The following is a 17,113-nucleotide window of genomic DNA, read 5'->3' as shown; positions in this document are numbered from 1 at the left end:
ACACGCTCAGGAGAGGTCAGCGGTTGCCGGGGAGGGTGATGCGGCTGACGCCTGCACCCTGGGGGGTCGCAGGCACGTCCTGTGCGGCCCGGTCACCCGCGCGCAGCGTGATCACGAGCAGGCTCTGGCTGGTGCTCTTCGACGTCGTGCCGAACAGCGGGCCGATGAGCGGGATCTCGCTGAGGACCGGGACACCTTTGCTGGTGTCGGATTGCTGGGTGCTCAGGATGCCCCCGAGCACCAGGGTTTCGCCGGGTCGAACGGTGGCGAGGCTGGTCAGCGTCTGCTGCTCCAGCACGACACTGTTCTGCACGCCCGTCCGAGGCGGCTGGCCGAGCTGGACCTGTACCTGGACCTGCACGCTGCCGTCTGGGGCAAGCTGGGGCGTGAGCGTGACCTGGAGGCCGTAGCTGTAGGTTTCGCGGCCCTGGGCGGTGGTGGTGGTGGTCCCCGTGTTGGTCGTGGTCGTCGTGGGCAGGAGCAACTGGCCGCCGTTGACGAAGTTCACCGCGCGGCCGTCCTGAGTCACGAACGTGGTATCGAGCAACGTGTTGGCCTGGCCCCTGGAGCGGGCCAGATTCAGGCTGGCCTCGATGCTGGGGGTGACCAGGCCAGGCTTGTAGCTGGCGGTGAGGGTGCCGTCCTGCTGGCCGAGCGCGAAACCGCCCACCCCGGCCTTCCAGCTCAGGCCTAAGTCCTGGCCGTTGCTGCCACTGACCTGGTCGATGCGCAGCGCCATGCGGATGTCCGCGAGGGCCACGTCCAGATCGCTGATCGACTTGATCATGCGGGTGACGACCCGGCTGGGGCCATTCAGGATGAGACTGCGCGTCCGGGGGTCGGCCACGATCCGCACGCCCGCCACTTCGGCAGAGGCGACTTGTGCGCTCTGCCCGGGCGTGGTGGTCGCCTGTGGGCCAGTGGCGTTGGCGGCCAGGGGATTCGTGATGCCCAGACTGCCGGTGGTCCCGCCGGTCGACGTGGCGCTGCCGCTGGCCGTCGTCCCGAACGTCGCGGTCCCTGCACCCGTCGCACTCGTCACCGGAAGGGCCGTGCTGGTGCCCACCGTGCCCGACCCGGTCGTGGGGGTCTGAGAGGCGGGCTGAGCCGTCGTCTGGGACGTGGCCTGCGTGGTCTGGCTGCTGCCGTAGAGGCTGGCAAGCTGCTGGGTCACGGTTTCGGGCGTGGCACGGGAAAGAGCGATCCGGGTGGTGACGTCCGTGTCCGCCGCTTCTTCGGCGGGCATGGCGCGCTGAATAGGCTCCAGGTAGGCCGTCGCCCTTGCCAGTTCCTGGGAAGTGGCCCGGACTTCGAGTGCGCCTCGGTCGTCGATCCGGATCGTCGCGTTGGGCAGGATGGTTCGCAGGCCCGCGTCTGTCCCGGTGGGGACTTTCCCGTACAGAACCGTGAACCGACCTGCCTCACGGCCTTCCGCCTGCCGGAGTGCCGTCTCGAAGGCCTGCACATCGTCGGTCGGACCGCGCACGGTGTACGTCCCCGCGTCCAGTGGCGTCAGGCGCACGGTGTCGCCGATGCTGGCGGCCAGGCGCGACACGAGGTCGGAGCCCAGGGCGGTGCTGATGGTGCGGCGCTCAGTGGCCACAGTCGTGACGGTAGGCGTGGTGACCTGAACTGGTGCGGGCTGCGAGGCCGCATCGGTCCGCAAGCTGCCGAGTGTGCTGAGGGCGTCCTGCAGGGCCGCCTGGGTGGGGGCCTGGAGGTAGGCGCGGCCGTACGCAGTGACGAGCTTCACGCCGTACAGCGCTTCGAGCGTCTGCGTGGCGAGGGTGGCGTCCACCTTGCCGAGGTCGGCTGCGGCCTGAACGGGGGCGGGCGTCGTCTCCGGCGCGGTGGCCACGGGAGTGGTGGGCGTCTCGCTGGCTGGCGTCTTGAGAAGACGCTGGGCATCAGCGACCTGGGTGGCGGTCCCGCTGAGGATGGTCTGGGTTTCCAGGGCCACGACCTGCGCGCCGGTCAGCTGGGCGAGCGCAGTCGCATCGGCTTCCCGGAGCGTCTGCGACACCACGACGCGGGTCGGTGCGGGGGTCTGCTCCAGACGGCTCAGGACGGCCGGGGGCGCGACGATCAGACTGTCGCCGATGAGCTTGGCGCCCACCTGATCGGCGTACAGGCTCAGCAACTGCTCCAGCGCGGCACCGACCTTCAGTCCCTTCAGGTTGAGGGTGACGGGGACGTTGGGGATGTCGCGGGGGATCAGCGTCAGCCCGGCGGCGCGGGTCAGGGCCACCAGGACGGTGGACAGGGGCGCGCCAGAGGGGAGGGTGACGTTGACCGGGCGGTTGAGCTTGGGGTTGCTGGGCAACTTGACACTGAGCTGGGTCTGCGTGGTGCTGGTGCTGCGGGCGGTGGTGGTGCCCTGAGCGAGGGCGGCGGGAGTCAGGAGCAGAAGCAGGGTCAGGACAGAAATTTTCATTGCGGGGTCACCTCGAGCGGCACGTCGCGCGTACCGGCTGCGGTGCGTACCGTAAGTGCACTTGGGGTGACGCGTACGACCTTGACCTCACTCCCAGGGATGGTTTGACCGGCCACGACCGTTTCATCCCGCTGGCCGATGCGGATCATGGCGACGGAAGGGCCGTCCTCGCTGCTGACGTAGCCCAGGTACGTCACCGTGTTTTCTGGGGTGACGACGGGGAGAGCGCTGGTCGTGGTCGTGGGCGTCGTGACGGTCGGCCGCGTCACCACGGTCACTGGACTGGTCGTAGCGGGCACGACTGTGGCGGGCTCTGGCGTGACGCGCGTGCTCGTCGAAGTGGCCTGGGGCGTCGGGATCAGCGTGACCGTCGAGGCGGGGGGAACCGTCACAGGGGTTGCGACCGGCAGTGCATCCGACCGGATAGGAATGACCCGCACCGGGGCGCTCGCAGCGGGTGGCGTGGCCGAGATGACCGAGGACGCGGACGTCGTGGGCATGCTCCGCGAGGGCACGGCCTGCACGGCCACCGGGGCGTCCTGCGTGGCGACCTGTGCAGAAGGGACGACCGTCTGTGGAGCGGTCTGACGCGGTGCCGCTGGAATGGCAGAGGTCTCGACAGGGCGGGAGGTCCGGTTGAGGGTGCTGGCGCTCGGCGTGGAGGAACTCGTCGTGCTCGTCGTCCCCTCCTTGGATGCAAAGGCCGCGGAGAACTTGGGGTCAGGCTTGACCAGGGCGGCCTGGACCTCCTCACTGACCGTAGGCGGAACCGTGGTCGCTTTGGTGATGCCCTGTGCCGTCTTCGACGTGGTGGCCGCCCCGCCTGCGGCCGAAGGCGTCTGGGCCGCACCGCCCGTGCTGCCTGGACTGGTGGCGGCTCCGGTTGAGGCGCCTGCGCTCGTTGTCGTCGCCGTCGTCGTCGCTGTCGCGCCTGTCGTCGTCGTGGGGGTAGTTGAGGTGGTGGTGCTCGGGACGACGGGGGTCGTGGCCGTAGGGAGTTCAGGCAGGGGCTCCGCCAGGACCGGGTCGGGCGAACGCATGAGCGTACTCGCCAGGAGTGCCACGGCAATCACTCCCGCAGCACCGGCGCCCAGGTAGGTCAGACGCTGCCGGGGCGTTAGGGCTTTCGGATTACGCTTCTCCGTGTCTGGGGCTTTGGGGGCGCGCTTGAAGGTCAGGCTCGCAAGCGCGACGCGGGGGACGTTGGGCTTCGGCGCTTTCTCCAGCTTGACTCTCGGTGTGCGGGCCGCTCTGGGTGCCTTCTCCGCCTTGGCGGCTTTCTCCACCTTGGCAGGCCGCTCCTGACGCCTCCCGAAGAGGCCGCTGGGACGAGCGGCCTTGCTCTCCGGGGCCTGGGCGGCAGACAACACGGTATCCGCACCGATCTCCTCTGCTGGGGCAGGCTCAGGGAGAGGCGCTGTCACCACGGGTGCAGTGGGCTGAGACAGTGGACCCGGACGGGGCAGCGGGGTCGTCTGAGGGGCGGCTGGGAGGGGAGTGGTGGCCTGCTTGTGCGGTACCGCGTCCACTGATGCCTGGGCGACGGTCGCCTCGACAGCAGGGAGCGTGGCGTCCGGTATCTCGGGAAGCGCGGCAACTTCCGACGGTGCCTCTGCCGCTGGCAGCGGGGCGACTTCAGGTGCGCTCGGCAACACGGGGGCGGCCGACGAAGACGGCATCGCAGGCAACTTGCTGGAGGGTGCCGGGGGCAGGGTGGTGCGTACCGGCGTGGAGATGGGGGGCAAGGTGGAGGCGGCGGGCTTCTCCAACGATGGAGGCACGTCCAGCAGCGGTGTGGCCTGGGGGGGGCGGGCCCCACCGAGCGGCGGGAGGCGGCCGGCATTCTGGTCGTTCGTCACGAAGTTCCTCCAGTGGGCGCGCTCTGGCCCGTGGGTGCGGTGGTGGACGCTGGGGTGACCCCTGGTGTCGGTGTGACAGCTGGAGTGGTGGCCACGCTGTCCCGCTTGTAGGTCGTGAGCTTCAGGCTGCTGATGACCTTCCCGTTCTCGCCGGCCGCGAGCGACAGGCTGCGCACGGTGTACGCGCGGGGCAGCTGGGCCAGCGTCTCGATGTAGGCCTGCGTGCGGGCATAGGTCCCGTTCAGGTCCATGTCGAGATCCACAGCGCTGATGCCCGCGATGTCACTGGCCCGGACAGACCGGCTGAGCTTGCCGGAGGTGACGCCCAGGGCACGGGCCGTATCCGTCAGCGTTTCCAGCACTTTAGGCAGGCTCTCGTCGTCCGGCAGGCTGGCTTTCAGCGTCTCCGCTTCCTGTTGGAGCGACTTCGCACGGGCCTGTTCGGTCGGCAGGGACGCGACCTTGGTTTCGAGCGTCGAGATCTCCTCGGTCAGGGCCGCCTTGGTGCGCAGGGCCTCCTGAAGGCCGGGCCACGTCACTTTGGCGGCGAGACCCAGCCCGACGAGAATCACGAGGACGGCAGGGAGAGCAGGATTGTTCATGGCGTCACCGGGGTCGGGGTGCTCGTCGCTCCCCCCGTCGTGGTCGTCGAGTTGGTGGGCGTGGTCGCCAGGGGCACCGGCGCAGCACGGAACGTCACGGTGCAGCGTGGGGTGGAGCAGTCGATGTTGCGCACGTCCGCGCGTAAGCCGCGCTCCTGGTAGGCGCGGGTGAGGTCCTCGACGCGCGTCGTGGTCGCACTCAGGTCATAGGTGCGCTGCACGGTATCCCCGAACGCCCGGGCATCGTCTGCGGTGGCGTTGTTCGGGCCACTGAGGCTGCTGAGGGTGGCGGGGAGTTCCGTGATCCGGCCGACCAGGAGGGGCAGATCCTGAGCGAGCGGGCCTTTGTTCCCGATGATGGTGCGGGCCTGCTCGTTGCTCGCGGCGAGTTTCTGATTGGCGGCCTGGAGGGCGTCCACCTCGGCGGCCTGCATGGTCAGGCTGTCCCGCGTGGCGGTCAGGGCCTGGACCTGGCCGCCGACAACGGTCGTAGCGACGTACAGCCCGCCATTGACCACAGCGGCCAGCGCGAGGCCTGCCAGGAGGCGCTTGTCCAGCGGCGCGCGGGCGTTCAGGTTGCGCGTCATGCTCGCGACGGTGGGGCCAGCGAACGTGCTGGGCTCGGCCGGAAGCGGGAAGGGCTTCGTGGCGTTCTGGAGCACGTCCTGCAACTCCAGCACACGCACGGAGACATCTTCGGAGGGGAACGCCAGGGGTTCGTCGCCCACGACGATGACCTTCGGCTGATCCCCACGGCCGCGCGCCTTCTTGGTGGCGGTGGCGATGGTCTGATCGAGGGTGGTGCGCTCGGTCTTCGTCGTGCTGCGCGAGGTGAGCGGATCCCCGGTGCTGAGCGAGGTGATCTCGTAGGTCGTCATCGTCTGGTGAACGATGAGTAGGCTCTGGTCGGCCTCGACGGACCGGAGGACGGCGCTGCTGAACGGGACGAGGTAGGTCAGGCGCAGGCCTGCGGACTTGGCAGCGTTCCGGATATTGCTCAGCAGGGCCGGGTCGACGAGCTGCACCAGCGAGGGTGCCGCTTCCGCCGAGGGAACAGCATATTTCCCGTGCTTGCTGTCCAGGAGGAGCAGCATGTTTGGAGTAGAAAGGCCAGCGGGAACTTCAGTGGCCTGGAGGCTCGCGTCGACCACGAGGATGGTGTTGCCTTTGGCCTTCATGCGAGCGGCCAGGGCCTTGAGGGTGCCGAGGGGCGCGCTCTCTGTCTTGCCCGCGTGCAGGAGCGTGGCCTGATCGCCGGCGCCGGACACGTAGAGAACGTTCATCGGCCTTCCAGGTCTTGCGCCAGCTGGTCGGGCATGATGGCAAACTCCAGGGCGACGTCCTGTTCGATAATGCCGCCCCGCACCGCCCGGAGCAGTTCCTTGTCCATCGAGCGGCTGCCCAGGTCGTTCTTGTTGTTCAGCGTGTCCCGGAGTTGTTGGAGGTAGTTGCCACTGCCGTTGCCTTCCTTCGGGCGGATGATGCTGCGCTGGGGGGGCGTGAGGACCATCGCCTCGTGGATGACCTGACGGCCGCCATCCACGGTGGGGACAAGCTGCTGGGCGAAGATGCCTACGAGGACCTCACTGAGCTGGTGCCGGGCGCGGGTCTGGGACTCGGGCGGGAACTCGTTGATGATGCGCTCGACGGTCTGCGCGGCCTCGTTGTTGTGCAGGGTGGAGAGCACGAGGTGACCAGTCGCGGCGGCGCGGAAGGCGGCGTCGATGGTCTCGGCGTCGCGCATTTCGCCCACGAGGATGATGTCGGGTTTCTGGCGCAGGGCAGCGCGCAGGGCCATACCGAAGCTTTCGGTGTCCACGCCGACTTCGCGCTGGAGAATGTGGGATTTGCTCGGCCGGAACACGAATTCGATGGGGTCTTCCACCGTGATGATGTTGTAAGCGCGCGACTGGTTGATGTAGTTCACGCAGCTGGCGAGCGTGGTGCTCTTGCCGCTGCCGGTGGGACCAGTGACGAGGACGAGACCGCGCTTCTGGCGCATGGCGTACTCCAGGCCTTCAGTCAGATGTTTGGTATGCCCTGGGGTTTCTTCCAGGGTGTCGTCCAGCAGGCGCAGTTTGTCGAAGGTGGGGATCTCACGCGGCAGGGGGCGCAGGACCAGATACGGTCGGCCGTTCTCCTTGCCGGCAGAAACGCGGAAGTTGGAATTGGCGGTACTGGTGCGGTAATCGGCGTCCCAGACGCCTTCTGGTGGGATGTCCTTCCAACGGGCATCCCGGCAGATTTTGGCGTGCAGCATGGCGACGGTATTGCCCGTCAGGACGGCGTACTGCGTCTGTGGCTGCCAGGCACCCATGATGTTGGCGAAGGGGCACTGACCGGTCACGAGCTTGATGTCGCTGGCGCCTGCGCGGGTGAGATCGTCGAGAAGGGTCTGGAAGGTGTCCGGCGTAACGGGAATCGACATGAAAGCCTCGGGGAGCGGGGGGAAGGAGGAAGGAAAAAGCGTCTGGAGGTCGCCGGATTACTTGGTGCGCTCGAGCGCACTCTTGAGATTGGCCTGATGGCTGGCGACCTTGAGCAGGGCGTCATGTTGGAGGGACACGAGGCCTTGCTCCTGCGCGAGGAGTTCGATGTCGACAGACTTGCCTTCGCCCTCGATGATGACCTTGCGTAATTCCGGGGTGATGACCAGCACCTCGTGCACGGCGATACGGCCGTAGTCTCCAGTGCCGCTACAGCGGGGGCATTCCTGTTCGCCACGCAGCCCCGTCCCGCGCTTCATCGTGGTACTCACGGCATCCTTGACGCGGTAGGCCGTAGGAATGGGCTCTTCGACGCTGCAATCCGGGCAGGGCCGACCGACGAGGCGTTGCGCGATCACCAGGCGCAGGTTCTCGGCGAGCAGGTAGGCCGGAATGCCGAAGTCCATCAGGCGGGTCAGGGCAGCCAGGGCGCTGTTGGTGTGCAGGGTGCTGAGCAGAAGGTGACCGGTCTGGGCGGCCTGCATGCTGATCTCGGCCGTCTCCCGGTCCCGGATCTCGCCCACGAAGATGATGTCCGGGTCCTGGCGGAGCTGGCTGCGCAGGACGCGTGCGAAGTTGAGATCCTGGAGGGGGTCTTCGTTGCGCCGGATCTCGGTCTGAACCATGTACGGCTGCTCATACTCGATGGGGTCTTCGATGGTGACGATCTTCAGGGAGGGATCGTTGAGGTGGACCAGGCTGCTGTGCATCAGGGTGGTCTTGCCGCTGCCGGTGGGTCCAGTCACGAGGATCATGCCGTTCGAAGCGGAGAGGGCGTCCTTGATGTGCTGGAGGTTGGTGGGGGAGAATCCGCTCTGATCGAGGGTGGGCAGCTCGGAAACGTCCTTGAGCAGTCGCATGACGACGCTTTCGCCGTGGTAGCTGGGCAGGGCGGAGACACGCAAGCGGAGGTCCTGCGTTTTGCCGTCCAGGTGAACGGGGATGGTGATGCGGCTGTCCTGGGGAACCCGGAGTTGCAGGTCCATGTTGGCGGTGATCTTGACGTAGTTGATGGCCTGCTGGGCGAGTTCTTTGGGGATGATGCCGCGGTTGATGAGGTTGCCGTGCAGGCGCTCGCGGATCAGGAGGTTGCTGCGTTCGGGTTGAAGGTGGAGGTCGCTGGCGCCGTTGCCGGCGGCTTCCTGGAGTGCGCCGAGGATGCGATCCTTGACCGGGCTCTCCATTTCGCTGGTGTCGCCGTCGAAGGCGTTCTGGTTGTTCTGACGCCGGGTCTGCGCTTCGCGCTGGAGGCGTTCTTCCTGATCGCTCCGGTGGTAGAGGCTGAGGATCAATTGGTCGATGGCCTGGGCGGTCGCGACCGCGCCGACGATCTCGATGCCCTGGGCCTGCAACTCGTCTTCGAGGGACTGGATGGGGTAGGGATCGGTGGGGTCACTCTGGAGGACGGTGAGGACGTTGCCGTTCCTGGAGTGGGGGACGATCTTGAAGCTGGTGATGAGGTGGGCGGAGATGATGTTCCGGACGTTGGCGTGCGGCGGGTTGCTCTGGGTGTCGATATAGGGAGAGTTGGTCAGGAGGGCGTAGGCCTTGGCGAGCTCGGTGGGCGTGATGCGGCCCGTGTCGAGCAGGACTTCCTGATAGTTGACCTGGAGCAATTCTTCTGGCGTGAGGTCACCGAAACCCAGGTGTAGCAGGGCGTCGAGGACGGTCCGCATGTCGCGCTGAGTGGGTGCGAGGTGCGCGCGGGACGGGGTCAGGTCGAGCGTGACCGCGACGGCCCGGGGTGCATAGGCGGGCAGACCACTGGTGAGGGCGATGATCTCGTCGTCGAAGGGGTCATAGCTGGCGTAGGTGGACTGACTGTCGTAGACGCCGACCAGAATTTGCAGGTGGGCGGGGATGGACTCGTGGTTGTACGGCTCGGCGCCCTCGGCGATGGGGAAGCCGATGATCTGGAACGCGCCGGTGAGGTGCCCTTCGGGGATGCCCTGCCGGCGGGCGAGGGCGAGGGGGGAGACGCCGGGCTGTTGGAGGCTCCGGGGATCGTGGCCGTAGCGGCTGAGGGCGCCGAGGAAAAGTTCGGTGTACTGGTCTTTGTCGGAGATGGTTGCAGTCATCGGGGGTCCTTCGTGGAAGCGAGGAGGGGGGTAGACGGACGTTTGGCGATGGCGCTGAACAAGAGGAACAGGGCGGCCGCCAGCGCGCCTGCGCCGGGGTGCAACGTGGCACCGATGACGAAACACACGGCCGTCAGGACACCCCACAGGACCCAGGAGGGCACGGGGATCATCTGGGTCAGGGTGTCGAGGCGGGCGAGACTCAGCAGTCCGGCCGCGAGACCGATGAGCGCCGCGAAGGCGACACCGGGCAGGCCGCCGATCAGCGGGCTGAACGCAATCAGGGCAAAGATTCCTCCGACCAGCCCCAGGGCGGGGCCACCACCCAGAGCTGGGCGAGGGTCAGCAGCAGTGTGGACAAACCCGCAATACGAGATGGTCACTGCCAGAAGCGTCAAGCCCGTTGCCGCGATGAGTGACTCTGGGACGGGCAGAACGGCCAGACCGAGGGCGAGCAGGGATGGGAAGATCAGGAGGGTGGGGTGGGCGCCAGCGACCCGGGCGGTAGCGGCGCCGGTCATACCGCCGAGCAGGAGGGCGCAGGTGAGCAGGAGGTCGTTCGTCACGCCAGGAGTGTGCGTGTACTTGGGGTGACCTGTGGCAACTTCGCGAGTTCAAGCATGGAGTCACCCCAAGTACACGGAAAGTAGGTGCATGATCTGGACTGCTGCCCTGACCTGCCCTGGACTGCCCGCATGGAGCGTCGGCCGATGTGGATGACCCTGCCGAAGCTGCCTCCCGCGTTGCTGCGGCTCCTGCAGGAACAGCCGGACCCTGCACACGCGGTCGGCGTCGCTGAGCTCGCGGCGGCCAGCGCGCCCGAGGTGGGCGTCGATCCGACCACGGCGTACCTGGCCGGATGGCTGCACGACGTGGGCAAACTGGCTGTGCCCCAGGACTTGCTTGACGCCTGCCGGCCCTTGACATCAGCGGAACAGCTGATGATTCAGGCCCACCCGGTAGAAGGGGAGAGCCTGGTGCGTCGAGCGTGGCCGGATGTCTCCGCGGAGATCGTGCACGCCGTCCGGCATCACCACGAACGATTGGATGGTCAGGGCTATCCGGATGGGCACTCGTCTCTGCCCGTGCTGACCATGCTGGTGGCGGCGGCCGATGTGTATGACGCCCTCACGCGGGACCGCTGCTACCGCCCAGCAGTGGAGGCGGCAGCAGCGGTAGAAATTCTGCGAGGTGCAGCGCTGTCTAGAGAAGTTGTCGAAGCGGTCTGTCGCGTCTTAGGAGCGCCGGGCGCGTGCTTTGGAGGGGCGGCGGTTCCCACTGGGCGAGCGAGGGAGATCCGGGTAGATGCCGTCGCAGAGCAGGTGTAACCACTGGGCGAAGAAGTACCCGATGCCAGCGAGGGCCAAGAAGCGCCAGCTCGTCTCGGGGAGCGTCAAGGGCTGGAAGCGGGACACGAGCCAGACGATGGGAGCGACCCAGAGTGCGAGATAGAGCAGGCGGATCGTGGGTCCGGCCAGGAAAGTGTGGGACATGCCCCGGTGCTTGGAGAGGGCGGCATAGGGGACCCAGATGAAGCGGAGGGGTCCCCAGTTGCGGCGGGCATCGTTGAGGTGGAGGTCGAGGTCCGGGGTGACGAGGAGGGTGCCGAAGGCGAGGCCTGCGGCGAGGGCCGTCGCGCTCTGGGGATAGCCGAAGAGAGCGAGCGCCCCGCACCCCAGGGCGGTGCAGGTCATGTTGACCGCGGTGTGTTGGTAGCCATGCATGCGCCCACGGTGCGTGTACTTGGGGTGACCTCTGGTGCGGGAGGGCGTCCTTAAGCGGACGTATTGAGGGCCTGGCGAATGTGGCGGTCCAGGTCCTTCACGCGCTGGAGTTCTTCGGGGGTGGGGCAGGCGTGGGTATGGGTGTAGGTGTTGCGCAGCTGGGCCAACTCGCGCACGTGGCGCAGGAGTGCCGGAGAGACGCGAGCGCCCAGGCTGGCGGCCTTCGAGACGAGACCGTCTCCCTGCGCGCCTTGTGAGGCCAGGAAGCTTTCGATCCCTGTAGCGAGGGCCGTGAGCTGACCCCAGCGCTGGTACTCTGCCGCCGTGAAGTCCACCTGGCCTTGTAGTTCCCGCTCTAAGTCGGGGAGTGGTGCAGGGGCCGTCCGGGTCTTGGCGAGGGTCACAACCTGAGCAGCCGCGGCATTGAACTGCCGGAAGTCTTCGCTGGTGAGGGCGACCCCCCACTGCCCCATGCGCTTGTCAAGTGACCGGATGCTCTGGAGCGCGAGTTGATCGGCGGCGGCCGTACTTGCGGGCAGCTGCTCCAGCAGTGCCGGCAGAGAGCTGCCGGAAACTCCTGCACCACGTAACTGGTTGCATAAATCGTCCAGGGCGTGCTGGAGGTATGGACGATAATCCAACGTTGTTGACGCGGAGGGCGCAAAGGAGACCATATCTGCACTGAAACAGCAGCCTCGGATGATGTCAAGGGGGGCTGCGTCCGTCTTGCTGATACCACCATCACGGCGAGTGGTGGGTCGTGTTGGCGGAGGGTAAGTTCTGCCCCCTCCACTTCCCCCTCCAATATTGTTAAAAGGCCCACTTTACCCAACCTTCATCTGACAGGCTGAACCGATGGAGCGGCTCCAACACGCGCTGACCGGACTGGAAGATTACGACCTTCTCAGTCCCTTCTCGACCGTCGAAAGCCTGCAACGGCTGGAGCGAATTGCCCATGCGGCCGTAGAAGCGGAGTTGCCCTGGGACAGTCTGCTGATCCTGGCCCAGTGGGTCATGGATCAGCACTGGGTCACCGAGAAGATGCCCGGCTCTTTCCTCGCCCCCCGCCGCGCGGAGATGCTGCTGCGCCTGAGCACCATGTACGAGGAGATTCAGGGATGTCGTAGAGCAGAAGAAGTCCCCACCACGTGGCGAGGCCGGATGAACCTGCGGAGCGGCTGACCTTCGCCTCTTCTGGATTCAGTAGGATCGTCGCCTCGCCTGGTGCGGCGTTGCCCTGGAGAGAAGGCCCCACCCCGCTTCGGCTTCGTGCCTGGGCGGGGTGGGGCCTTTTTTGCGTTGGGAGGCGCCCCCAGCAGCGCTACCCTGGCCCCATGCACCACCTCTCCCACCCCGAGTTCGCCCTGCTGGTCGGCGACCTGTACCGGCGCGCGGGCCTGGGGCTACCGCCGGGGGAGGACCACCGGGCGCTTGCGGACGATCTGGGCTGCCACCCCGACGTGCAGGCCGCCGTCTGGGACCTCTGGGCCACCGAACTGCTGCTGACCGGCCAGGACCTCGGCGAACCCGGCGGCTGGTACGATTTCGACTTCTCCGAAGCCGTGCCGGTGGAATGACCTACCCTGCACGGATGAACCTCCAGGGTCTCCCCGCATGACCGCTGTTCCCCTAACCTTCTGGCAGGCCCGCGTGCTCCTGCTCGTCACCCTCGAGCCCCAGTCGGTCGAGGAGGTCACGAACCGGATCGCGGCGCGCGGCGCAGTCCTGGACCCCGCCCGCGTGCGGCAGCTCCTCGATGAGCTGAAGGCCCTTGGTCTGCTGGAGCACACCTTGAAGACGGGTCGGACGGGGGGCCGCTACTGGCTGAGCGCCGACCCTCTGGTCGAGCAGGCCCTCGACGATGCTTACGCGGTGGTCAAGAGCGGCTCGCCCCGAAAGTAGCCCTTGCGGCACGCTTCACCCCGGCGCGCCCGGCGGCTGGCTCGGCCTACCCTGGGCCATGACTCCGCAGCACCTGACCCTGACCCCCGTCGCGCCTGCCGGTGCCGAGCTGATCTTCTCGCTGTACGGGTACACCTACCGCGTAGTGGGGCGGGTGAATGGTGAGCAGGTCTTCTGGTTCGACCTCAGCCCCACCTACGCCGCGCCCTTCGACCAGGTGGTCCACGCGGCCGTGCGGGGGGAGGATGCCTCGATGACGGTGCCCATCTGGCACGCGGGGGTGAGTAGTGCGGGCGGGGTGCTGACGGTGCATGCCCAGCAGACGGGCCAGCCCACAGCGCGGGCGGACTGGACGCCCGGGCCGGAAGCGGCAGCGGAGTTACAGGCCTGGATCGGGCGGTAGAGGAATGGTGATTTCCGGGGGAGGTGGAGGTCCGGGCTGGATCTGCAGCAAAAGGATGGGCAAGATCATGACGAGGCCCACCCCCCCCATTTGCCACCAGCGACGCTGGAGGGCAAAGAGCGTGACGATCCCGAGCAGCGTGAGGATGAGCGCAACGCAGAGGACTCGGATGACAGACAAGATCGGATCGAAATGGGGCCAGACGAACATCAGGAGGGAGATGGTCGCCATGAGCCCTAGGGCGACATAGACGCCGCGCATGAGCCAGCGACCGGTGCGTGGGGGAAGGGTGGGGTCGGGGGTCAGGCGCATGACTCACTGTAGAGGCTTCAAAGGGCAGGCCCCCGGCAGATGGTTGAGCGAGCCCAATGTCTCATGCGATGTCGATCTCTACGGCGCCATGCCGGTGAAGTCGCGTACGCTGTCAAGATGGCCCCCTGGACTGTCAGCCCCGCGTGACTCCCCTTCCTCTGACCTTCTGGCAGGCCCGCATCCTGCTCCTGATGACCCAGGAGCCACAGTCGCTCAACGATGTGACCCATCAACTGGCCACACATGGCAAGGTGCTGCGCCTGTCCCGGCTGGAAATCATCATCGAGGAACTGAGGGCCCGTGAACTTCTGGGCCATCTTCCACAACGGGACGCGCTCGAGAGCCGATACTGGCTGAGGTCTGGTCCAGCTGCCGAAGAAGCGCTGCATGAGGCTTATGGCGTCGTCAAGAACCGGAAAGGACCCTGGGAGCGTGGGACCTGAAGGGTCTTCCGGAAAGAGGTTCGGGAACGCCCTCGGAGGGGACGGAGCGGCATCCGGCCCCTGCTAATTGAGGAGGGGCCGGATGCATGGGGGGACTGGACCCAAGGCATAGAGGAGGCGCTCCATTAAGTCACGCTGGACCACCAGTGTTCGGATGCTGGTTTCTACAGCCTGACGGACGGCATCGTCGCCACTGAGAACGAGCTGCTGAATGAAGACGGTCTGAAGATGATCATCTCGACTGGGGTGACGGCGGAGTTCCACGACGAGGGCCTCGTGTTCCTCGATGATGCGCAGGAGGTTCTCGCCGATTTCCTGAAGGGTCTTCTCGGACATAGACCACTGTAGCCGCGGCAGGCCTGGATTGGGCGATAAGGGGAAGGCCCTCGGCATATGCGGGGGTCTGTATCTAGTTTACTTAAGACGGGTTATACCAAATAGGGTGAGAAATGAAGCAAGGGCTTGAGAGCCCCACCAGCAAAACAGGGGGACCTTTACCCCTCAAAACAATTTGGAGGCCCCTTCCTGGCCCTCCTGTGAGGAAGCGAAATTCAAGCCGTCCCAGACGTAATGAAACAATTCAAATCAGAAGCAGGAGCGAAGGACCCCCCTTCGCTCCTGCTTCCTGCATTTACTTCTCGCGCTTCAAGCCTGATCGGGTGACCACAATTGTCCGGTTTCCATTCAGATGTCGGACGGTGTACCGGAAGGTTTCCGTGTTCGCCTCGACCGTCACGATCTCTAGATCCGGTGCTTGGCACACCCGCCCGAGTGGCGTGTTCAGGAGCTGCGCGGCGGAGCGGTAAGTGGCCCCAGGGCCTTGATCGAGCTTCGCGCTGACGGCCGCCTGCACCAGGCCTCGGCCACAGTTCACGGCGACAGTGTCGTTCGCCGCCCGGCGTGCGCCCTGCAGATTCGGGACGAGGACGGCCGCCAGAATGCCAATGATCAGAATGATCACGAGCAACTCGATGAGGGTGAAGCCCTGCGCCCGAATCGGCCGCATCACCACTCGATAGCGCGCATGAGCGGGGCACCCTGGTTGCACCCCTTCTGCCATTCGAAGAGCTTGGTGCCGTTGGGCGACCAGGTGAGGAAGCAGGTCACCTCCATGTTCATCGTGACCTCGCCATCCCCCGTGCCGCCCTTGCTCAGGCCTGTGGAGTCGAAGTGATGCACCTGGATGCCCTGATCCTGGCAGACCTCCTTCACATCCGCCCCCAACGCGCTGATGTTGAACGTCGACCGGAAGCTCGACGATTCCGCCCGGCGGGCGATGGTCTCTGTCCAGATGGCCCGCCCACATTGCTGCGCGGCCGCGTCATAGGGTCGCTTCTGCGCCTTCTGATAGCTGGGCAGGAAGATGGCCGCCAGGATACCGATGATGGCGATCACCACGAGCAATTCAATAAGGGTAAAGCCCTGCTGATGTTGGCGTCGCATATTCAGCTCCCCCAGTCGAAGCGTTTGCCGAGGCGGTACTCGGAGGGCGTGTTCAGCGCGTTGGAGTAGTGATAGAACCCATTCCCGTTCGCATGCCACGTCCGGAAGGCGATGTAGCTCGAGCCGTCCTGATTCGATCCGATCCCCACGACGCCTGTGCCCGCCATCGTGGGGCCGGTGACCGCGACATTGTCTCGACCGACCTGCACGCCCTGGTCCTGGCAGGCCTCCTTGACGTCCTCGCCCAGGGCGTTGACGTTGTCGCTGTAGAAGCGCACCTCGATCTTGCGCGTGGTCTCGGCAGTCACGATGGCCCGAGCGCACTGGACGGAAGCAGCGTCGTACGGCCGCTTCTGCGCCCGCTGGTAGCTCGGCAGGAAGATGGCCGCCAGGACACCGATGATGGCGATCACCACGAGAAGCTCAATAAGGGTAAAGCCCTGGGTCTGCTGCTGCATCAGTTCGTCTCCCACTCGTATTTCTTGCCCAGCTTGTCCCTGGACTCCGCATTCACCGTATTGACGTAGACGTAGTACCCACTGCCCTGCGGGTGGTAGACCTTGAACGCGATGTAGGGGGGTTGTCCCTGTGGGATGCCGATGCCGATCTCGCCGGTACCCGGTGTATTCGCGCCCCGCACGGGGGTCGTATCCCGGACGATCTGCACGCCCTGATCCTGGCAGGCCTCCTTGACGTCCTCGCCCAACTGGGCCGTGTTGTTCCCGTAACTGCCGCTCTCGATCTTGCGGGTGATTTCTGCCGTCACGATGGCTCGGCCACACTGGAGTGCAGCGGCGTCGTACGGCCGTTTCTGTGCCTTCTGATAACTGGGCAGGAAGATGGCTGCCAGAACGCCGATGATGGCGATGACGACGAGGAGTTCGATCAGGGTGAACCCCTGCTGACGGGATGGCGGCATGGAAGACCTCTGATGGGGTGAATCGAACGAGGCAGGCAGGGACACATCATTCATCTGGAACTTCCGTCCCAATTGAACATGCGATTCAGACGGTTGCCCTGTGCCTGAGGGTCGGGTGACTGTGTCCACCAGCGGTAAAAGCCCGTGCCGTTCGGGTGCCAGACTTTGAAGGCCAGATTGTCGCTCGTGCCTTCGAAACCTTGCGAGCCGGCGTTGGGATCGGTGCCACCCGCGTGGATGCCGAGGCGCACGCCCTGGTCCTGGCAGGCCTCCTTGACATCCTCGCCGAGCGCATTGAGGTCCCCGGTGAACGTGCGGTTCTCGATGCGGTACGTCGTCTCGTTGGTCACGATGGCCCGCCCACATTGAGCGGCCGCAGCGTCATATGGGCGTTTCTGTGCCCTCTGGTAACTGGGCAGGAAGATGGCCGCGAGAACGCCGATGATGGCGATCACCACGAGGAGTTCGATCAGGGTGAACCCCTGCTGACGGGATGGCGGCATGGAAG

General features: G+C 66.0%; 24 protein-coding genes. 8 read left to right on the top strand and 16 right to left on the bottom strand.

Annotation, left to right across the window (positions count from 1 at the left end):
- Nucleotides 1-16: 16 nt before the first annotated feature.
- On the bottom strand, nt 17-2,434 hold the full coding sequence (locus DGO_RS17690) for a type II secretion system protein GspD (protein WP_014686546.1): 2,418 nt from the start codon (nt 2,432-2,434) through the stop codon (nt 17-19).
- Nucleotides 2,431-2,826, bottom strand: a complete 396-nt coding sequence (locus DGO_RS23475) for a hypothetical protein (RefSeq protein ID WP_145975489.1) — start codon at nt 2,824-2,826, stop codon at nt 2,431-2,433. Before DGO_RS23475 ends, DGO_RS17690 begins: the two co-directional genes overlap by 4 nt.
- Before the next feature lie 37 nt (nt 2,827-2,863).
- Between DGO_RS23475 and DGO_RS23905 the strand changes: the two genes are divergently transcribed.
- Entirely contained in the window at nt 2,864-3,022 is a 159-nt protein-coding gene (locus DGO_RS23905; protein ID WP_169331047.1) for a hypothetical protein, read from the top strand.
- Between the two features lie 15 nt (nt 3,023-3,037).
- Nucleotides 3,038-3,532: a hypothetical protein gene (locus DGO_RS23470; RefSeq protein ID WP_043804577.1), complete on the top strand. Its 495-nt coding sequence runs from the start codon at nt 3,038-3,040 to the stop codon at nt 3,530-3,532.
- A gap of 757 nt (nt 3,533-4,289) precedes the next feature.
- Here DGO_RS23470 and DGO_RS17670 read toward each other — a convergent pair.
- Genes DGO_RS17670 through DGO_RS17650 form a run of 5 tightly spaced genes read right to left on the bottom strand, consistent with a single transcriptional unit; the run spans nt 4,290 to nt 10,025 of the window.
- On the bottom strand, nt 4,290-4,895 hold the full coding sequence (locus tag DGO_RS17670; protein WP_014686544.1) for a type IV pilus inner membrane component PilO: 606 nt from the start codon (nt 4,893-4,895) through the stop codon (nt 4,290-4,292).
- Complete coding sequence (locus tag DGO_RS17665; protein ID WP_014686543.1) at nt 4,892-6,178, bottom strand: hypothetical protein; 1,287 nt, start codon at nt 6,176-6,178, stop codon at nt 4,892-4,894. Before DGO_RS17665 ends, DGO_RS17670 begins: the two co-directional genes overlap by 4 nt.
- A complete protein-coding gene (locus DGO_RS17660; RefSeq protein WP_014686542.1) occupies nt 6,175-7,323 on the bottom strand; it encodes a type IV pilus twitching motility protein PilT in 1,149 nt (382 codons plus the stop codon). Before DGO_RS17660 ends, DGO_RS17665 begins: the two co-directional genes overlap by 4 nt.
- 57 nt (nt 7,324-7,380) lie before the next feature.
- On the bottom strand, nt 7,381-9,459 hold the full coding sequence (locus DGO_RS21350; RefSeq protein WP_014686541.1) for a GspE/PulE family protein: 2,079 nt from the start codon (nt 9,457-9,459) through the stop codon (nt 7,381-7,383).
- Nucleotides 9,456-10,025, bottom strand: a complete 570-nt coding sequence (locus DGO_RS17650; protein WP_014686540.1) for a hypothetical protein — start codon at nt 10,023-10,025, stop codon at nt 9,456-9,458. The genes DGO_RS21350 and DGO_RS17650 overlap by 4 nt, the downstream gene beginning before the upstream one ends.
- A 129-nt stretch (nt 10,026-10,154) precedes the next feature.
- Between DGO_RS17650 and DGO_RS24925 the strand changes: the two genes are divergently transcribed.
- Nucleotides 10,155-10,787 carry an HD-GYP domain-containing protein gene (locus DGO_RS24925; protein WP_083847411.1) on the top strand — a complete coding sequence of 211 codons (633 nt, stop codon included), beginning with the start codon at nt 10,155-10,157 and terminating at the stop codon, nt 10,785-10,787.
- Here DGO_RS24925 and DGO_RS17645 read toward each other — a convergent pair.
- Together DGO_RS17645 and DGO_RS17640 are read right to left on the bottom strand one after the other, a co-directional pair.
- Nucleotides 10,695-11,183, bottom strand: coding sequence for a metal-binding protein (locus tag DGO_RS17645; RefSeq protein WP_014686538.1), 489 nt, complete (start codon nt 11,181-11,183; stop codon nt 10,695-10,697). The genes DGO_RS24925 and DGO_RS17645 overlap by 93 nt on opposite strands.
- A 50-nt stretch (nt 11,184-11,233) precedes the next feature.
- The gene (locus DGO_RS17640) at nt 11,234-11,824 is read right to left on the bottom strand and encodes a hypothetical protein (protein WP_145975488.1); all 591 of its coding nucleotides are present in this window, start codon (nt 11,822-11,824) and stop codon (nt 11,234-11,236) included.
- A gap of 214 nt (nt 11,825-12,038) precedes the next feature.
- Between DGO_RS17640 and DGO_RS17635 the strand changes: the two genes are divergently transcribed.
- From DGO_RS17635 to DGO_RS17620, 4 genes are all read left to right on the top strand, one after another.
- Nucleotides 12,039-12,365: a hypothetical protein gene (locus tag DGO_RS17635; RefSeq protein ID WP_014686536.1), complete on the top strand. Its 327-nt coding sequence runs from the start codon at nt 12,039-12,041 to the stop codon at nt 12,363-12,365.
- Between the two features lie 152 nt (nt 12,366-12,517).
- Entirely contained in the window at nt 12,518-12,760 is a 243-nt protein-coding gene (locus DGO_RS17630; RefSeq protein WP_014686535.1) for a hypothetical protein, read from the top strand.
- A 37-nt stretch (nt 12,761-12,797) separates the two neighbouring features.
- Nucleotides 12,798-13,085 carry a hypothetical protein gene (locus tag DGO_RS17625; RefSeq protein ID WP_014686534.1) on the top strand — a complete coding sequence of 96 codons (288 nt, stop codon included), beginning with the start codon at nt 12,798-12,800 and terminating at the stop codon, nt 13,083-13,085.
- 58 nt (nt 13,086-13,143) lie between these two features.
- Entirely contained in the window at nt 13,144-13,488 is a 345-nt protein-coding gene (locus tag DGO_RS17620; RefSeq protein ID WP_014686533.1) for a hypothetical protein, read from the top strand.
- Here DGO_RS17620 and DGO_RS17615 read toward each other — a convergent pair.
- Nucleotides 13,465-13,800 carry a hypothetical protein gene (locus DGO_RS17615; protein WP_014686532.1) on the bottom strand — a complete coding sequence of 112 codons (336 nt, stop codon included), beginning with the start codon at nt 13,798-13,800 and terminating at the stop codon, nt 13,465-13,467. The genes DGO_RS17620 and DGO_RS17615 overlap by 24 nt on opposite strands.
- Before the next feature lie 191 nt (nt 13,801-13,991).
- Between DGO_RS17615 and DGO_RS17610 the strand changes: the two genes are divergently transcribed.
- Nucleotides 13,992-14,243, top strand: coding sequence for a hypothetical protein (locus DGO_RS17610; RefSeq protein ID WP_145975487.1), 252 nt, complete (start codon nt 13,992-13,994; stop codon nt 14,241-14,243).
- Between the two features lie 63 nt (nt 14,244-14,306).
- Here DGO_RS17610 and DGO_RS17605 read toward each other — a convergent pair whose 3' ends face one another.
- The 6 genes from DGO_RS17605 to DGO_RS17580 all read right to left on the bottom strand — a co-directional run bounded on the left by DGO_RS17605 (nt 14,307) and on the right by DGO_RS17580 (nt 17,108).
- Nucleotides 14,307-14,579: a hypothetical protein gene (locus DGO_RS17605; protein WP_014686530.1), complete on the bottom strand. Its 273-nt coding sequence runs from the start codon at nt 14,577-14,579 to the stop codon at nt 14,307-14,309.
- A 295-nt stretch (nt 14,580-14,874) separates the two neighbouring features.
- The gene (locus tag DGO_RS17600) at nt 14,875-15,204 is read right to left on the bottom strand and encodes a prepilin-type cleavage/methylation domain-containing protein (protein WP_264371063.1); all 330 of its coding nucleotides are present in this window, start codon (nt 15,202-15,204) and stop codon (nt 14,875-14,877) included.
- A 44-nt stretch (nt 15,205-15,248) separates the two neighbouring features.
- Nucleotides 15,249-15,686 (bottom strand): type II secretion system protein, encoded by a 438-nt coding sequence (locus DGO_RS24770; RefSeq protein WP_014686528.1) that lies wholly within the window; start codon nt 15,684-15,686, stop codon nt 15,249-15,251.
- A gap of 2 nt (nt 15,687-15,688) precedes the next feature.
- Nucleotides 15,689-16,144, bottom strand: coding sequence for a type IV pilin protein (locus DGO_RS17590; protein WP_043804849.1), 456 nt, complete (start codon nt 16,142-16,144; stop codon nt 15,689-15,691).
- Complete coding sequence (locus DGO_RS24765; protein WP_014686526.1) at nt 16,144-16,605, bottom strand: type IV pilin protein; 462 nt, start codon at nt 16,603-16,605, stop codon at nt 16,144-16,146. The genes DGO_RS17590 and DGO_RS24765 overlap by 1 nt, the downstream gene beginning before the upstream one ends.
- A gap of 50 nt (nt 16,606-16,655) precedes the next feature.
- Nucleotides 16,656-17,108, bottom strand: a complete 453-nt coding sequence (locus tag DGO_RS17580; protein WP_014686525.1) for a type IV pilin protein — start codon at nt 17,106-17,108, stop codon at nt 16,656-16,658.
- Nucleotides 17,109-17,113: the final 5 nt, after the last annotated feature.

It is taken from the genome of Deinococcus gobiensis I-0, from assembly GCF_000252445.1.
Taxonomy (GTDB): Bacteria; Deinococcota; Deinococci; order Deinococcales; family Deinococcaceae; genus Deinococcus; species Deinococcus gobiensis.
The sequence above is the reverse complement of the archived record's forward strand: the minus strand, read 5'-3'. Positions and strand labels throughout refer to the sequence as shown.

What these genes read in the sequence shown, in the direction of transcription:
- DGO_RS17690 (WP_014686546.1), bottom strand. Translation starts at nt 2,434, where the DNA reads ATGAAAATTTCTGTCCTGACCCTGCTTCTGCTCCTGACTCCCGCCGCC.
- DGO_RS23905 (WP_169331047.1), top strand. Translation starts at nt 2,864, where the DNA reads ATGACCCGCACCGGGGCGCTCGCAGCGGGTGGCGTGGCCGAGATGACC.
- DGO_RS23470 (WP_043804577.1), top strand. Translation starts at nt 3,038, where the DNA reads ATGGCAGAGGTCTCGACAGGGCGGGAGGTCCGGTTGAGGGTGCTGGCG.
- DGO_RS17670 (WP_014686544.1), bottom strand. Translation starts at nt 4,895, where the DNA reads ATGAACAATCCTGCTCTCCCTGCCGTCCTCGTGATTCTCGTCGGGCTG.
- DGO_RS17665 (WP_014686543.1), bottom strand. Translation starts at nt 6,178, where the DNA reads ATGAACGTTCTCTACGTGTCCGGCGCCGGCGATCAGGCCACGCTCCTG.
- DGO_RS17660 (WP_014686542.1), bottom strand. Translation starts at nt 7,323, where the DNA reads ATGTCGATTCCCGTTACGCCGGACACCTTCCAGACCCTTCTCGACGAT.
- DGO_RS21350 (WP_014686541.1), bottom strand. Translation starts at nt 9,459, where the DNA reads ATGACTGCAACCATCTCCGACAAAGACCAGTACACCGAACTTTTCCTC.
- DGO_RS24925 (WP_083847411.1), top strand. Translation starts at nt 10,155, where the DNA reads ATGGAGCGTCGGCCGATGTGGATGACCCTGCCGAAGCTGCCTCCCGCG.
- DGO_RS17645 (WP_014686538.1), bottom strand. Translation starts at nt 11,183, where the DNA reads ATGCATGGCTACCAACACACCGCGGTCAACATGACCTGCACCGCCCTG.
- DGO_RS17635 (WP_014686536.1), top strand. Translation starts at nt 12,039, where the DNA reads ATGGAGCGGCTCCAACACGCGCTGACCGGACTGGAAGATTACGACCTT.
- DGO_RS17630 (WP_014686535.1), top strand. Translation starts at nt 12,518, where the DNA reads ATGCACCACCTCTCCCACCCCGAGTTCGCCCTGCTGGTCGGCGACCTG.
- DGO_RS17625 (WP_014686534.1), top strand. Translation starts at nt 12,798, where the DNA reads ATGACCGCTGTTCCCCTAACCTTCTGGCAGGCCCGCGTGCTCCTGCTC.
- DGO_RS17620 (WP_014686533.1), top strand. Translation starts at nt 13,144, where the DNA reads ATGACTCCGCAGCACCTGACCCTGACCCCCGTCGCGCCTGCCGGTGCC.
- DGO_RS17615 (WP_014686532.1), bottom strand. Translation starts at nt 13,800, where the DNA reads ATGCGCCTGACCCCCGACCCCACCCTTCCCCCACGCACCGGTCGCTGG.
- DGO_RS17610 (WP_145975487.1), top strand. Translation starts at nt 13,992, where the DNA reads ATGACCCAGGAGCCACAGTCGCTCAACGATGTGACCCATCAACTGGCC.
- DGO_RS17605 (WP_014686530.1), bottom strand. Translation starts at nt 14,579, where the DNA reads ATGTCCGAGAAGACCCTTCAGGAAATCGGCGAGAACCTCCTGCGCATC.
- DGO_RS24770 (WP_014686528.1), bottom strand. Translation starts at nt 15,686, where the DNA reads ATGCGACGCCAACATCAGCAGGGCTTTACCCTTATTGAATTGCTCGTG.
- DGO_RS17590 (WP_043804849.1), bottom strand. Translation starts at nt 16,144, where the DNA reads ATGCAGCAGCAGACCCAGGGCTTTACCCTTATTGAGCTTCTCGTGGTG.
- DGO_RS24765 (WP_014686526.1), bottom strand. Translation starts at nt 16,605, where the DNA reads ATGCCGCCATCCCGTCAGCAGGGGTTCACCCTGATCGAACTCCTCGTC.
- DGO_RS17580 (WP_014686525.1), bottom strand. Translation starts at nt 17,108, where the DNA reads ATGCCGCCATCCCGTCAGCAGGGGTTCACCCTGATCGAACTCCTCGTG.